This is a genomic window from Streptomyces sp. NBC_00704 (genome assembly GCF_036226605.1).
Classification (GTDB): domain Bacteria; phylum Actinomycetota; class Actinomycetes; order Streptomycetales; family Streptomycetaceae; genus Streptomyces.
Map to the genome: position 1 here is coordinate 5,299,737 of NZ_CP109000.1, position 14,993 is coordinate 5,314,729.

13 protein-coding genes are annotated in these 14,993 nt (G+C 68.7%); 11 read left to right on the forward strand and 2 right to left on the reverse strand.

Features of this window, described 5'->3' with window-relative positions:
- Positions 1–20: 20 nt before the first annotated feature.
- Positions 21–815 carry an AfsR/SARP family transcriptional regulator gene (locus OG802_RS23140; protein WP_329413267.1) on the reverse strand — a complete coding sequence of 265 codons (795 nt, stop codon included), beginning with the start codon at positions 813–815 and terminating at the stop codon, positions 21–23.
- Between the two features lie 626 nt (positions 816–1,441).
- On the opposite strand from OG802_RS23140, the gene OG802_RS23145 reads away from it, so the two are divergent.
- The 5 genes from OG802_RS23145 (at position 1,442) to OG802_RS23165 (ending at position 7,276) form a co-directional block, all read left to right on the forward strand.
- On the forward strand, positions 1,442–3,058 hold the full coding sequence (locus OG802_RS23145; protein ID WP_329413269.1) for a peptide ABC transporter substrate-binding protein: 1,617 nt from the start codon (positions 1,442–1,444) through the stop codon (positions 3,056–3,058).
- 152 nt (positions 3,059–3,210) lie between these two features.
- Positions 3,211–4,137: an ABC transporter permease gene (locus OG802_RS23150; RefSeq protein ID WP_329413271.1), complete on the forward strand. Its 927-nt coding sequence runs from the start codon at positions 3,211–3,213 to the stop codon at positions 4,135–4,137.
- Positions 4,130–5,068, forward strand: coding sequence for an ABC transporter permease (locus OG802_RS23155; protein WP_329413273.1), 939 nt, complete (start codon positions 4,130–4,132; stop codon positions 5,066–5,068). The genes OG802_RS23150 and OG802_RS23155 overlap by 8 nt, the downstream gene beginning before the upstream one ends.
- A gap of 11 nt (positions 5,069–5,079) precedes the next feature.
- Entirely contained in the window at positions 5,080–6,135 is a 1,056-nt protein-coding gene (locus tag OG802_RS23160) for an ABC transporter ATP-binding protein (protein WP_329413274.1), read from the forward strand.
- Positions 6,128–7,276 carry an ABC transporter ATP-binding protein gene (locus OG802_RS23165; protein WP_329413276.1) on the forward strand — a complete coding sequence of 383 codons (1,149 nt, stop codon included), beginning with the start codon at positions 6,128–6,130 and terminating at the stop codon, positions 7,274–7,276. The genes OG802_RS23160 and OG802_RS23165 overlap by 8 nt, the downstream gene beginning before the upstream one ends.
- Positions 7,277–7,346: 70 nt before the next feature.
- Here the strand turns inward: OG802_RS23165 and OG802_RS23170 are convergent, their stop codons facing one another.
- The gene (locus OG802_RS23170) at positions 7,347–7,886 is read right to left on the reverse strand and encodes a hypothetical protein (RefSeq protein WP_329413278.1); all 540 of its coding nucleotides are present in this window, start codon (positions 7,884–7,886) and stop codon (positions 7,347–7,349) included.
- A gap of 537 nt (positions 7,887–8,423) precedes the next feature.
- On the opposite strand from OG802_RS23170, the gene OG802_RS23175 reads away from it, so the two are divergent.
- The 6 genes from OG802_RS23175 (at position 8,424) to OG802_RS23200 (ending at position 14,858) form a co-directional block, all read left to right on the forward strand.
- Positions 8,424–8,714, forward strand: a complete 291-nt coding sequence (locus OG802_RS23175; RefSeq protein WP_329413280.1) for a helix-turn-helix domain-containing protein — start codon at positions 8,424–8,426, stop codon at positions 8,712–8,714.
- A 495-nt stretch (positions 8,715–9,209) separates the two neighbouring features.
- The gene (locus OG802_RS23180) at positions 9,210–10,841 is read left to right on the forward strand and encodes a peptide ABC transporter substrate-binding protein (protein ID WP_329413281.1); all 1,632 of its coding nucleotides are present in this window, start codon (positions 9,210–9,212) and stop codon (positions 10,839–10,841) included.
- A 6-nt stretch (positions 10,842–10,847) separates the two neighbouring features.
- The gene (locus OG802_RS23185) at positions 10,848–11,771 is read left to right on the forward strand and encodes an ABC transporter permease (RefSeq protein ID WP_329413284.1); all 924 of its coding nucleotides are present in this window, start codon (positions 10,848–10,850) and stop codon (positions 11,769–11,771) included.
- The gene (locus OG802_RS23190) at positions 11,764–12,798 is read left to right on the forward strand and encodes an ABC transporter permease (RefSeq protein WP_329413286.1); all 1,035 of its coding nucleotides are present in this window, start codon (positions 11,764–11,766) and stop codon (positions 12,796–12,798) included. The genes OG802_RS23185 and OG802_RS23190 overlap by 8 nt, the downstream gene beginning before the upstream one ends.
- Before the next feature lie 7 nt (positions 12,799–12,805).
- Complete coding sequence (locus OG802_RS23195) at positions 12,806–13,825, forward strand: ABC transporter ATP-binding protein (protein WP_329413288.1); 1,020 nt, start codon at positions 12,806–12,808, stop codon at positions 13,823–13,825.
- Entirely contained in the window at positions 13,818–14,858 is a 1,041-nt protein-coding gene (locus OG802_RS23200; RefSeq protein WP_329413290.1) for an ABC transporter ATP-binding protein, read from the forward strand. The genes OG802_RS23195 and OG802_RS23200 overlap by 8 nt, the downstream gene beginning before the upstream one ends.
- Positions 14,859–14,993: the final 135 nt, after the last annotated feature.

Below are 14,993 nucleotides of genomic sequence, written 5' to 3' on the forward strand. Positions count from 1 at the left end.
GCGTCCGGGGGCGCGGCCGCTCAGGCGGACGCGGCGTACGCGCTGCCGACGCCGCCGAGCCCGAGCCGGGGGTCGCGGGCGAGGATGCGCTCCTGGAGGGACCGCAGGTCCGGGCCCGGCTCGCAGCCCAGCAGATCGACCATCCGCATGCGCAGCAGCCGGAAGCAGTCCAGCGCGTCCGCCTGGCGTCCGCCGCGGTGCAGGGCGAGCATCAGCAGAGCGGCGACCTTCTCGTCGAAGGGGTGCATCTCGGCGAGCCAGTGCAACTGCGGCAGGCACTCCTCGTGCCGCCCCGCGTGCAGGGACAGCTCGGCGCTGCCGATCAGCGCGTCCCGGTGCTCTCGCCGCAGGGCCGTGCGCGCCGACTCCGCCCAGGGCGTGCGCACGTCGGACAGCGGCTCGCCGCGCCACAGTTCCAGGGCCCGCGCGTACAGGTCGAGGGCGTCGTCCGTCCGGCCGGCGCGGGCGGTGTGCCGTGCCTGCCGGACGAGGGCGCGGAAGCGGCCGGTGTCCACGGACCGCTCGTCGACGGCGAGGACGTACCCGCCCCGCCTGCGGGCCAGTTCGAAGCCGCCGGCCCGCTCCCCGTCGGCCCCCAGCGCTTTGCGCAGCCGGGTGGCCTGGATGTAGAGCGCGTCGCGCGGATGCATCGGCCGGCGCTCCTGCCACACCCGCTCGATCAGCGTCTCGTCGGCGACGAAGGCGCCCGGGGTCCAGGCCAGCGCCGTCAGCAGCAGCTTGGTGCCGTGCGGAAGCGGCAGTTTGCCGCCGGAGTGGGCGCGGGCCTCCACGCAGCCCAGCAACTGGATTTCCATGCCGTACCCCCGTACCTCGAACCACGTGAGTCACCACTGTGCGCGTCCGGTGTTCGGCCGGCGCATGGATGCTGCACGGGTCGGGGCACGGGCCGAGGGGCCGGGCCCTGTCGTAAGGAACACGTAGGGAAAACCCTTCATCCTGGTCATGGAGTCCGCTCGAAGGGCCTTTGCCTACTAGCCTGCTGTGTGAACGGTGGGTCTGCGCGGCTTCGAGCGCGCCTCCGTGTGTCTCCGGACGCCCCGTCGCGGGTGGGTCGGCACGGCCGATGCACATGGCCGACCGGGAGGCAAGTGAATTTCCCCTCCCGGCTGTCCGCAATGCGGACAGTGATCCCCGATAGATGTGTAACAAGTCCGTTTCGCAGGGATCTTTCTGCTAGCCGTTTGTCCGGATTTTGGAAGAAGTACACATCAGGTGTGATCGAACCGAGACCTTTGGGGTGTGGTTCGCTCTACGCCCATGGCAGATAGTTAGGCGCGTAGAGCTCGGAATGAACGGGTCACGCGCTGCAGCTGCGGCGACTCGCGAGCCCGGGGGGCACCTGACTGTTTCAGGCACCGGTGACGGTGGTGTCATGTGCCCCTTCATGCGGTGAACCAATGGACTCATGAGGAGGAGCCCCATGCGTGGTGCCAAGAGCGCCAAGTGGGTTGCGATAGCCGCCGTTGTGGCGCTGGGTGCGACGGCCTGTGGCGGTGGCGGTGACTCGGGCAGCTCGGCCAAGGGCGACGGCACCGTGTCGGTGGAGATCGGCGAACCGCAGAACAGCCTGGTCCCCACCAACACGTACGAGACCGAGGGCGGCCAGGTCATCAACGCCCTCTTCACGGGTCTGACCAAGCTTGACGCCAGCAACAAGGTCGTCAACGCGATGGCGCAGTCGATCGATTCCACCGACAACAAGGTGTGGACGATCAAGCTGAAGTCGGGCTACACCTTCCACAACGGCGAGAAGGTCACCGCCCAGTCCTTCATCGACGCCTGGAACTACGGCGCGAACCAGACCAACGCGCAGCAGACCAACCCGCTGTTCAGCCACATCCAGGGCTACAGCGACCTGAACCCGGGCGAGGGCAAGAAGCCCACGACCGACAAGCTCTCCGGTCTGAAGGCCGTGGGCGAGGACACCATCCAGGTCACCCTGACCGGCGCGTTCTCCGCGTTCCCCTCGCAGCTCTCCTTCACCGCGTTCGTCCCGCTGCCGAAGGCGTTCTTCAAGGACCCCAAGGGCTTCGGCGAGGCCCCGATCGGCAACGGCCCCTTCGAGATGAAGGGCAAGTTCAAGCACAACGAGGCGATCAGCACCACGAAGTACGACAAGTACCCGGACGCCTCGAAGATCGAGGTCAAGGGCGTCAACTTCAAGATCTACTCGAACCTGGACACCGCCTACAAGGACCTCGTCGCCGGCAACCTCGACAGCCTGCTGACGATCCCGACCTCGGGGCTGCCCACGTACAAGAAGGACCTGCCGAACCGCACGCTCGACGAGCCCGACTCGGCCGTCGGTTACATCGGCTTCCCGGTCAAGTACAACAAGGCCTTCCAGAACCCGGATCTGCGCAAGGCCATCTCGATGTCGATCGACCGGAAGACGATCTCCGACAAGATCTTCCTCGGCGCCCGTACCCCGGCCGACGACTACATCAGCCCCATCATCGACGGCTACCGCAAGGGCGCCTGCGGTGAGGCCTGCACGCTGAACCCGGCGAAGGCCAAGGAGCTGTACAAGAAGAGCGGCGGGCTGCCCGGCAACACGCTGGAGATCGGCTACAACGCCGACGGCGGTCACAAGGACTGGGTCGAGGCGGTCGCCAACCAGATCCAGCAGAACCTGGGCGTCAAGGTGACGGCCAAGCCGTTCGAGCAGTTCCAGACGATCCTGAACGACCTGGACGCCAAGAAGTACAGCGGCGCCTTCCGGATGGCCTGGAGCATGGACTACCCGGACGCGGAGAACTACCTGCGCCCGGTTTTCTCCAAGGACGCCATCGCCAACGGCTCCAACTACTCGGGCTACGTCAACGAGGACTTCGAGAAGCTCCTCGTCAAGGCCGACCAGGCCCAGACGCACGAAGAGGCCGTGAAGCTGTACCAGCAGGCGGACGACGTCCTGCTCAAGGACCTGCCGTACATCCCGGTGTACTTCTACACGATGAACGCGGGCTTCAGCGACAAGATCAAGTCGATGAAGGTCGCCGGTCACCAGATCCTGTGGGACACGGTCAAGCTCAGCTGACCCGAGTCTGAGCAGTTCCGAAACACAGCGGAACAGGGTGAGCAGGGGGGCGGGTCACCAGCCTTCCCCTGCTCACCCCTTCTGCCGTCTCCCGTCCGACAGTGCCGCCTTCCCGGCAGCGGGCGGGTCGAGCACCCCCCTCTGGAGTACCGATGGGCCGATACGTCGTGCGCCGCCTCCTGCAGGTAATCCCTGTGGCGATTGGCGTCACGTTCATCATCTTCTGCCTGGTCTTCGCTCTGCCCGGCGACCCGATCCAGGCACTGGCCGGCGACAAGCGCGCCGACCCGAACATCGCGGCGATCCTGCGCGACCACTACCACCTCAACCAGCCGCTGTACATGCAGTACTGGCACTACATCAGCGGCGTCTTCACCGGTGACCTCGGTGAGTCGTACAACGGGCGTGCCGTCTCCGACCTCGTGTCGCAGCGGTTCCCCGTCACTCTGAAGCTGGGGCTGACCTCCTTCGCCTTCGAGGCGGTCATCGGCATCCTGGCGGGCATCTTCGCCGCGCTGAAGCGCGGCAAGTTCATCGACAACGTGGTGCTGATCTCCACCCTGGTGCTGATCTCGATCCCCGTCTTCGTCCTGGGCAGCGTGCTCCAGCTCGAGTTCGGCGTGAACCTCAAGATCACGCCGGTGGCCGGCATCGAACACGGCTGGCCGCAGAGCTACATCCTTCCGGCGATCGTGCTGGCCACGACCTCGATGGCCTACATCGCCCGCCTCACCCGCGCGAGCATGACGGAGTCGATCCGCGCCGACTACGTGCGCACGGCGGTCGCCAAGGGTCTGCCGCAGCGCCGGGTCATCGGCCTGCACGCCCTGCGCAACTCGCTGATCCCGGTCGTCACCTTCCTGGGCTTCGACCTCGGCGCGCTCATGGGCGGCGCCATCATCACCGAGCGCGTGTTCAACATGCCCGGCATCGGCCAGCAGTTGGCCCAGTCCGTCTATCTGCGGGAGCGTCCCGTCGTCGTCGGACTGGTCACCCTCCTGGTGCTCATCTACCTGGTCGCGAACCTGCTCGTCGACCTGATGTACGCCGTGCTCGACCCGAGGATCCGCTATGAGTGAGAAGACGATAGAGAGGCCGACCACCGACGAGGCCGCCCTCGCCAAGGAGATCGAGGCCGACGAGAAGGCGGCGGCACGTCAGGCGAGCCTGCTCAAGGACGGCTGGGCCGACCTGCGCAAACGCCCGATGTTCATCGTGTCGGGGATCGTCATCGTGTTCCTGGTCGCACTGGCGGTCGCCCCCGGCATGTTCACGGCGCGGTCCCCGTTCTCGGACGGCTTCTGCCAGCTCCAGAACTCGATGACGCCGCCCACCTCGGGCCACCTGTTCGGCTACGACGTCCAGGGCTGCGACATCTACACGCGGACCGTGTACGGCGCCCGCAACTCGATCATCGTGGGCATGGTGACCACCATCGCCACGACGCTGATCGGCGGCCTGGTGGGCATGATGGCCGGTCTCGTCGGCGGCTGGATCGACGCCCTGCTGTCCCGCATCACCGAGGTCTTCTCGGCGCTGCCGCTGCTCGTCGGCGGTCTGCTGATCATGTCGATCTGGGGCGGCGGCGACGTGTGGTCGGTGTCGTTCATCCTGGCGATCCTCGGCTGGCCCCAGGTCTTCCGCATCATGCGCGGCGAGGTCATCTCCAACAAGTACAACGACTACGTGGCGGCCGCCCGCGCGCTCGGCGCGGGTCCCGGGCGGATCGCGTTCCGGCACATCCTGCCGAACACGCTCGCCCCCGTCATCGTCATCACCACCATGAACCTGGGCGTCTACATCGCCGCCGAGGCCGCCCTGTCCTACCTGGGCATCGGCATCCAGTACCCCAACATCTCGTGGGGTCTGATGATCAGCGACGCCCAGGACCGGTTCCTGACCTCGCCGCACGCACTGCTGTTCCCGGCCGGCGCCCTGAGCATCACCGTGCTGGCGTTCATCATGCTCGGCGACGTGGTGCGCGACGCCTTCGACCCCAAGATGCGCTGAGGGAGGCGTACGTGACCATCATCGATCAGACAGACGCCGTCCCGGCTCCGCGTGACGGCGAGAGCACCGGCCCGCTTCTCGACGTGCGGAACCTGCACGTCGAGTTCGACACCCGCGAGGGCGTCGTCCGGGCCGTCAACGGGGTCAACTACTCCGTGAACTCCGGCGAGACCCTCGCCGTGCTCGGCGAGTCCGGCTCGGGCAAGTCCGTGACGGCCCAGGCCATCATGGGCATCCTCGACATGCCGCCGGCCCGCATCCCCCAGGGCGAGATCCGCTTCCACGGCCGGGACATGCTCGCCATGTCCGAGGAGGAGCGGCGCAAGATCCGCGGTGCGCGCATCGCGATGATCTTCCAGGACGCGCTGTCCTCGCTCAACCCCGTGCTCAGCGTGGGCTTCCAGCTCGGTGAGATGTTCCGCGTCCACCAGGGGATGTCCCGCAAGGACGCCAAGGCCAAGGCCGTGGAACTGATGGACCGGGTGAAGATCCCGGCGGCCGCGGCACGGGTGAACGACTACCCGCACCAGTTCTCCGGCGGTATGCGCCAGCGCATCATGATCGCCATGGCGCTCGCCCTGGAGCCGGACCTGATCATCGCCGACGAGCCGACCACGGCCCTCGACGTGACCGTCCAGGCCCAGGTGATGGACCTGCTCGCGGAGTTGCAGCGCGAGTACCGGATGGGGCTCATCCTCATCACCCACGACCTCGGTGTGGTCGCGGACGTCGCCGACAAGATCGCGGTGATGTACGCGGGCCGGATCGTGGAGACCGCGCCGGTGCACGAGCTGTACAAGCGCCCCGCCCACCCTTACACGCGCGGTCTGCTCGACTCGATCCCGCGTCTGGACCAGAAGGGCCAGGAGCTCTACGCGATCAGGGGCCTGCCGCCCAACCTGCTGAAGGTGCCGCACGGCTGCGCCTTCAACCCCCGTTGCGACCGCGCGCAGGACGTGTGCCGCACGGACGTTCCGGCGCTGGTCCAGGTGACCGAGCGGGACGGGACGGCACTGCCCGGCCGCGCCAGCGCGTGCCACTTCTGGAAGGAGACGATCCATGGCTGACACGACCAAGGCCACCGAGCCCGGGGACGCCACGCCCAACGTCTCCGAGCTGGAGGTCGCCGACGTGCACTCGGTGGAGGAGAAGGTCGCCGCCCTCGACACGCCCGTCGGGCGGGGCGAGCCGATCCTCCAGGTGCGCAACCTCGTCAAGCACTTCCCGCTGACGCAGGGCATCATCGTCAAGCGGCAGGTCGGCGCGGTGAAGGCCGTCGACGGCATCTCCTTCGACCTGTACCAGGGCGAGACCCTGGGCATCGTGGGCGAGTCCGGCTGCGGCAAGTCGACCGTCGCCAAGGTTCTGATGAACCTGGAGAAGGCGACGGCCGGCGAGGTCTTCTACAAGGGCCAGGACATCACCAAGCTGTCCGGGCGGGCCCTGAAGGCGGTCCGCCGGAACATCCAGATGATCTTCCAGGACCCGTACACGTCGCTCAACCCGCGCATGACGGTCGGCGACATCATCGGCGAGCCCTTCGACATCCACCCCGAGGTGGCCCCCAAGGGCGACCGCAGGAAGCGCGTGCGCGAGCTGCTGGACGTCGTCGGTCTGAACCCGGAGTACATCAACCGCTACCCGCACCAGTTCTCGGGCGGTCAGCGTCAGCGCATCGGCATCGCCCGCGGCCTGGCGCTCAACCCCGAGGTCATCATCTGCGACGAGCCGGTCTCCGCTCTGGACGTGTCCGTCCAGGCCCAGGTCATCAACCTGATGGAGCGACTGCAGGACGAGTTCAACCTCTCCTACGTCTTCATCGCGCACGACCTGTCGATCGTCCGGCACATCTCGGACCGGGTCGGCGTGATGTACCTCGGCCGGCTCGCCGAGATCGGCTCCGACGAGCAGATCTACGAGCACCCGACGCACCCGTACACGCAGGCGCTGCTGTCCGCGGTCCCGGTGCCCGACCCGGACGCCCGCGAGGGCCGCGAGCGGATCATCCTCACCGGTGACGTGCCGTCGCCGGCGAACCCGCCGTCCGGCTGCCGCTTCCGCACCCGCTGCTGGAAGGCCCAGGACAAGTGCGCCGAGGAGACCCCTCTCCTGGCCGTTCCCGAGCGTTTCAAGGGCGTGGACACGCCGGCCGCGCATGAGTCGGCCTGCCACTTCGCCGAGGAGAAGGACGTCGTCCACGCGGGGTGACCCGCCGGGCGGCGCGTCCGCACACAGGAGAGCGGCCCGCCGGGAGTCCCGGCGGGCCGCTCGCGTCACGCTACTTCCACTCCAGGCCCCAGACGTTGGCGTTCTTCTTCACCGGGGCGGTGAACCACTTGGCCCACTTGGTGCTCTCGTGGTACTTGCAGTGGCCGTCGTAGTAGTACGTGAACTTCGTGGCCTTGAACTTCTTCGACTCGTGGAACATCGTCATGCGGACCTTGGTCTTGCCGGCCTTGTTCTTCGCCGGGATCGAGTAGGTCCAGCTGCTGGCCTTCGACCACGTCTTGCCGACGGTCACGCTGAACGACGTGCTCGCCTTCGCGAAGATGACCCCGGCCTCGGCCGTGACGCCCGCCGTGCCGCTGGCGCTCACCGTGGCCGTCGCCGTGTGGTTGTAGGTGAGGTTGCCGCCGAGGTTGTCGTACATCCAGTCGCTGTGCAGGTTGGTCGGCTTGCTCACCGTGGACTTGTTGGTGATGTGGTAGCCGGTCCCCGGGTTCGGCGCGCACGCGGCCGAGGCGGGCGCGGCCACGCCGCCCACGATGCCGCCGGCGACGACGGCGGTGGTGATCAGGGTACTTGCGATCTTCCGCACGTACTTTTCCCTTCGAGTGAGTAAGTCGGCAGACGGCTCGCGCCGGGCTGCCTGTGTGCGCTCCAGGCGGTCTCGACGTACTCACCAGAACCCCCGTGAGAGGCCCGGCCGGCCGGAATGTGACGGTCGGTCGGACGGTGATCACCGAAGCGCGACGCCAGAATGTGCCGGGCGCCGGCGAAGTACAACCGGCGCGCCGGGCAGGCCCGCCGGGCCTGTTCGCCCCCGGCTGTTGACAGCCGGGGAACGATGCCGGGCAAAGCGTGCGGACGGCCGCGCGGGAGGGCGCCCGGAGAGGCGGTTCGGCCGCTTCCGCGCGATTCGTCACCATCACTCGGGCTGTATGTCGTGAGGAAGGTCTCACCGGGGAACGTCATGTGTCACGCGGTATGACAGGCGCACCTCAAGTCTTCCCCAACCCCGGAACCGGCCACCGCGGGCGCCGGTCCTGATCGGCAGAGCGCCCCGCGGACCCCTTACGGCGTACGCGGGGCGCCGACCGCAGTGACGAACGGGGAGAGTGACGAAGTGTTGGCTGTGACGCATCGCAGAGAACCCGGCGCCGGACACCCGGTGCCGGGCGAGTGGCTCGGAAGGCCCTTCGGGGCGGCCGTGCGGGCCAGGCGCCTGGAGCTGGGGCTGACCCAGGAACGCCTCGCGGCGCAGGCGGGAATGTCCCAGGGGGCGCTGTCGCGGCTGGAGCACGGCCGCGGGGTGCCCACGCTGCCGCTGCTGGAGCGGCTGGCGGCGGCCCTGTCGTCGAACCTGCTGATCTCGCTGTCGCCGTACGGCGCGGTGCACGTGGTCTTCAAGGCCCCGCCCCGCTGAACGGCCCCGCCGACCGCTCCCGGACGTCCCGTGCCGCGAAGGCACGGGACGTCCCCGTTTTCCGCCCCTTCTGGGTCCTCCGGGTCCTCCGGCCCCTCCTGGTTCTCCCGCCCCTGCCGGGTCTCGGCCCCTGCCGGGTCTCCGCCCCTGCCGGGTCTCCCGCCCCTGCCGGGTCTCCCGCCCCTCCCGGGTCTCCCGCCCCTCCGCTCCTCGCGGCCCTCTCGCCCTTCCCGCGCCCTCGGCCCCGCGCGGTCCTCCGGGTCCTCCCGCTCCCGCGGGGCCGGCCCCTTTTCTCCGCGTGCGTTCGACGCCACCCGAACGGTCCAGCCGGGTCGTTCGGGTGGCGGTCTTTCAGGTGCCGACACAACCCGTACGGGTGTGGTGAGGGTGCACCGTCTAGGCAATGTGCGGATATTGACTGGCAAAGGATCAGATTTCCGGCGCCGGCGGCAGCTCGCCGCTCAGGACAGGCGCGCGGTCGAGGAGGAGGCATCCATGCGTGGAGCCACGCACGCCAGGTGGGCCGCGTTGGCGGCGGCGGCAGCGCTCACGGCGACGGCCTGCGGCGGCGGGGGGAGCGACAGCGGGAGCAGCGACGGCGGCGCGGTGCTCAGCTCCTCCTGGGGGGACCCGCAGAACCCGCTGGAGCCGGCCAACACCAACGAGGTGCAGGGCGGCAAGGTCCTCGACATGATCTTCCGCAGCCTGAAGAGGTACAACCCGGAGACCGGCGCGGCCGAGGACATGCTGGCCCAGAAGATCGACACCACGGACTCCCAGAACTTCACCGTCACCGTCAAGGACGGCTGGACGTTCAGCAACGGCGAGAAGGTCACGGCGAAGTCCTTCGTGGACGCCTGGAACTACGGCGCGAGCCTGAAGAACAACCAGAAGAACGCCTACTTCTTCCAGTACATCGACGGCTACGACCAGGTGCACCCCGAGTCGGGCAAGCAGAGCGCCGACACCCTCTCCGGCCTGAAGGTGGTGAACGACAAGACCTTCACCGTCAAGCTCTCGCAGAAGTTCTCCACGTTCCCCGACACCCTGGGCTACCCCGCGTACGCGCCGCTGCCCCAGGCGTTCTTCAGCGACCACGCCGGCTGGCTGAAGAAGCCGGTCGGGAACGGCCCTTACACGATCGAGTCCTACACCAAGGGCTCCCAGATGGTCCTGAAGAAGTGGGACGGCTACCCGGGCGACGACAAGGCGCAGAACGGCGGCGTGACCCTGAAGGTCTACACCGACAACAACACCGCCTACACCGACCTGCTGGCCGGCAACCTCGACCTGGTCGACGACGTGCCCGCGGCCCAGCTCAAGAACGTCAAGGCCGACCTGGGCGGCCGCTACCTCAACACCCCGGCCGGCATCATCCAGACCCTCGCCTTCCCGTTCTACGACCCGAAGTGGAACACCGCGGGCTCGGCCAAGGTCCGCACCGGTCTGTCCCGTGCGATCGACCGCAAGCAGATCACCGAGACGATCTTCCAGAAGACCCGCACCCCCGCCACCGACTGGACCTCCCCGGTGCTCGGCAAGGAGGGCGGCTTCCAGGACGGCCTCTGCGGGGACGCCTGCGACTACGACCCCGCGGAGGCGAAGAAGCTCATCAAGGAGGGCGGCGGCCTCCCCGGCGGCCAGGTCAAGATCACGTACAACGCGGACACCGGATCGCACAAGCAGTGGGTGGACGCGGTCTGCAACTCCATCAACAACGCCCTGGACAACGACAAGGCCTGCGTCGGCAACCCGGTCGGCACCTTCGCCGACTTCCGCACCCAGATCGGCCAGCGGAAGATGAGCGGCCCGTTCCGGGCGGGGTGGCAGATGGACTACCCCCTGATCCAGAACTTCCTCCAGCCGCTCTACTACACCAACGCCTCCTCCAACGACGGCAAGTGGTCGAACAAGCAGTTCGACTCGCTCGTCAACCAGGCCAACGCCGAGACCGACACCGCCAAGGCCGTGGAGACCTTCCAGAAGGCCGAGGAGGTCGTCCGCGACAACATGGCCGCGATCCCGCTGTGGTACCAGAACGGCAGCGCCGGCTACTCCGAGCGGCTCTCCAACGTCAAGCTCAACCCGTTCTCCGTCCCGGTCTACAACGAGATCAAGGTCGGCTGACCCGCCATGGGCCGGTATGTGATCCGGCGTCTGCTCCAGATGATCCCGGTCTTCATCGGGGCCACGCTGCTGATCTTCCTGATGGTGAACGTGATGGGCGACCCCATCGCGGGCCTGTGCGGCGACCGGCAGTGCGACCCGGCCACCGCCGCCCAGCTCGAGAAGGAGTTCGGCCTCGACAAGCCGGTCTGGCAGCAGTACCTGACCTACATGGGGAACGTCTTCACCGGAGACTTCGGCACGGCGTTCAACGGCCAGCCGGTCACCGAGCTGATGGCGTCGGCGTTCCCGGTCACCATCCGGCTGACGATCGTGGCGATCCTCTTCGAGATCGTCGTCGGCATCGTGCTGGGCGTCGTGACGGGGCTGCGCCGGGGCCGGCCCGTCGACACCGGGGTGCTGCTGCTCACCCTGGTGGTCATCTCCGTCCCCACCTTCGTCACCGGCCTGCTGCTGCAACTGCTGCTCGGCGTCGAGTGGGGCTGGATCAAGCCGTCGGTCTCCACGGAGGCGACCTTCGGCGAACTGATCGTGCCGGGCCTGGTGCTGGCCTCCGTGTCCCTGGCGTACGTCACCCGGCTGACCCGCACCTCGATCGCCGAGAACAAGCGGTCCGACTACGTCCGCACGGCCGTCGCCAAGGGGCTGCCCCGCCGCCGGGTCGTCACCCGGCACCTGCTGCGCAACTCCCTCATCCCGGTGGTGACGTTCATCGGGACCGACATCGGCGCCCTGATGGGCGGCGCGATCGTCACCGAGCGCATCTTCAACATCCACGGCGTCGGCTTCCAGCTCTACCAGGGCATCCTCCGCCAGAACACGCAGACCGTCGTCGGCTTCGTGACCGTCCTCGTGCTGGTCTTCCTGGTGGCCAACCTGCTCGTCGACCTCCTGTACGCCGTACTCGACCCGAGGATCCGCTATGCCTGAGCCGACTCCGCCCGAGGACCGTGTGCCGGGTGCGGGCCGCACTCCGCGGGAGGGCGCCATCGCCGACACCGGCATGGGCGGGGCGATGGACCTGGCCACGGCGGAGGGCGAGACCCTGGAACGGACGCCGGACGGCCCGCCGGGCGCGGGGCCGCGGGACGCCGACGGCGGCGCGGCCGAACAGGCCAGGTCGCTGTGGTCCGACGCCTGGCGCGACCTGCGCCGCAACCCCGTCTTCATCATCTCCGCCCTGGTCATCCTCTTCCTGGTCTTCATCTCCCTGTGGCCCGGCTCCATCACCTGGCTGAGCCCCCTCAAGTGCGACCTCGCCAAGGCCCAGGAGGGCTCCCAGCCGGGCCACCCGTTCGGCTTCGACGGCCAGGGCTGCGACGTCTACACCCGCGTCGTCTACGGCGCCCGTACGTCCGTCACGGTCGGCGTCCTGGCCACGCTCGGCGTGGCCCTGCTCGGCAGCGTGCTGGGCGGTCTCGCCGGGTTCTTCGGCGGGGCGGGGGACTCGGTCCTGTCCCGCATCACCGACATCTTCTTCGCCATCCCGGTCGTCCTCGGCGGCCTGGTCCTGCTGTCCGTGGTGACCAGCAACACCGTCTGGCCCGTCATCGGGTTCATGGTGCTGCTCGGCTGGCCGCAGATCTCGCGCATCGCCCGCGGCTCGGTGATCACGGCCAAGCAGCACGACTACGTGCAGGCGGCCCGCGCCCTGGGCGCCTCCAACTCCCGCATCCTGCTGCGTCACATCACCCCGAACGCGGTCGCCCCCGTGATCGTCGTGGCGACCATCGCGCTCGGCACGTACATCGCGCTGGAGGCGACGCTGTCCTACCTGGGCGTCGGCCTGAAGCCGCCGACGGTCTCCTGGGGCATCGACATCTCCGCCGCGTCCCCCTACATCCGCAACGCCCCGCACGCCCTGCTGTGGCCCTCGGGCGCCCTGGCCCTCACGGTCCTGGCGTTCATCATGCTCGGCGACGCGGTCCGCGACGCCCTCGACCCGAAGCTGAGGTGACGGCCGGATGCTGCTCGAAGTGCGCGACCTGCACGTGGAGTTCCGCACCCGGGACGGAATCGCCCGGGCCGTCAACGGCGTCAGCTACGGCGTGGACGCGGGCGAGACCCTCGCCGTGCTCGGCGAGTCCGGCTCGGGCAAGTCCGTCACCGCCCAGGCGATCATGGGCATCCTCGACATGCCGCCCGGCCGGATCACCTCCGGCGAGATCGTCTTCCGGGGCCGGGACCTGCTCACCCTCAAGGAGGACGAGCGCCGCAAGGTCCGCGGGGCCGAGATGGCGATGATCTTCCAGGACGCCCTGTCGTCCCTGAACCCCGTGCTGTCGGTCGGCGACCAGCTCGGCGAGATGTTCGTCGTGCACCGCGGGATGTCGAGGAAGGACGCGCGGACCAGGGCCGTCGAGCTGATGGACCGGGTCCGGATCCCGGGCGCCCGCGAACGCGTCCGGGACTACCCGCACCAGTTCTCCGGCGGCATGCGCCAGCGCATCATGATCGCGATGGCGATGGCCCTGGAGCCGGCGCTCATCATCGCCGACGAGCCCACCACCGCCCTGGACGTCACGGTCCAGGCCCAGGTGATGGAGCTGCTCGCGGAACTCCAGCGCGAGTACCACATGGGCCTGATCCTCATCACCCACGACCTGGGCGTCGTCGCGGACGTCGCCGACCGCATCGCCGTGATGTACGCGGGCCGGATCGTGGAGTCCGCGCCGGTCCACGACATCTACAAGGCCCCGGCCCACCCGTACACCCGCGGCCTGCTCGACTCGATCCCGCGCCTGGACCAGAAGGGCCAGGAGCTGTACGCCATCAAGGGCCTGCCGCCCAACCTGATGAACATCCCGCCGGGCTGCGCCTTCAACCCGCGCTGCCCCATGGCCCAGGACGTGTGCCGCACGGACGTGCCGCCGCTGTACGAGGTCACCGAGGCGCCCGGGGCAGCCGGTGCCGCCGGGGTGGACCACCTGCCCGCGGACCGCACGAGCGCGTGCCACTTCTGGAGGGAGTGCCTGCATGGCTGAGCCGATTCTGGAGGTCAGCGGGCTGCACAAGCACTACCCGCTGACGCGGGGGATCGTCTTTCGCAAGCACGTCGGCGCGGTGAAGGCCGTCGACGGCGTCGACTTCACGCTCGGCCGGGGCGAGACCCTCGGCATCGTGGGGGAGTCCGGCTGCGGCAAGTCGACCGTCGCCAAGATGCTGGTCAACCTGGAGCGGCCCACGCAGGGGCAGATCCGCTACAAGGGCGAGGACGTCACCAAGCTGTCCGGGCGGGCGCTGAAGGCCGTCCGCCGCAACATCCAGATGGTGTTCCAGGACCCGTACACCTCGCTCAACCCGCGCATGACGGTCGGCGACATCATCGGGGAGCCGTACGAGATCCACCCCGAGGTGGCCCCCAAGGGCGACCGGCGCCGCAAGGTCCAGGACCTGCTGGACGTCGTCGGCCTCAACCCCGAGTACATCAACCGCTATCCGCACCAGTTCTCGGGCGGCCAGCGCCAGCGCATCGGCATCGCGCGCGGGCTGGCCCTGCGCCCGGAGGTCATCGTCGCCGACGAGCCCGTGTCGGCGCTGGACGTGTCGGTCCAGGCGCAGGTGATCAACCTGATGGACCGGCTGCAGAGCGAGTTCGACCTGTCCTACCTGTTCATCGCCCACGACCTGTCGATCGTCCGGCACATCTCGGACCGGGTCGGGGTGATGTACCTCGGCCGGATCGTGGAGATCGGCCGCGACGCGGAGATCTACGACCACCCCACCCACCCCTACACCCAGGCCCTGCTCTCCGCGGTCCCGCTGCCCGACCCGCAGGCGCGCGAGCACCGGGAGCGGATCATCCTGACCGGCGACGTGCCGTCCCCGACGAACATCCCCTCCGGCTGCCGGTTCCGCACCCGCTGCTGGAAGGCGCAGGAGCGCTGCGCGCTGGAGGTCCCGGCGCTTGCCGTCCCGGCGCAGTTCCGTCACGCCAGTGGCCCCGAGGCCCACGCCTCGGCCTGCCACTTCGCCGAGGAGAAGCAGGTGGTGCCGCCGGAGCCGGGGGAGAGCTGACCCGCGCCGCACACCCGCGCTTCCGCCTCGCAACCGCGTTAACACGCAGGCAACTCGGCCGACCCGGTTCCGATATACGGACGCGGCAGGCTCGACAGCGTACGGCCGTGCGGGTGCCGTGAGCGGGCCGGGGCG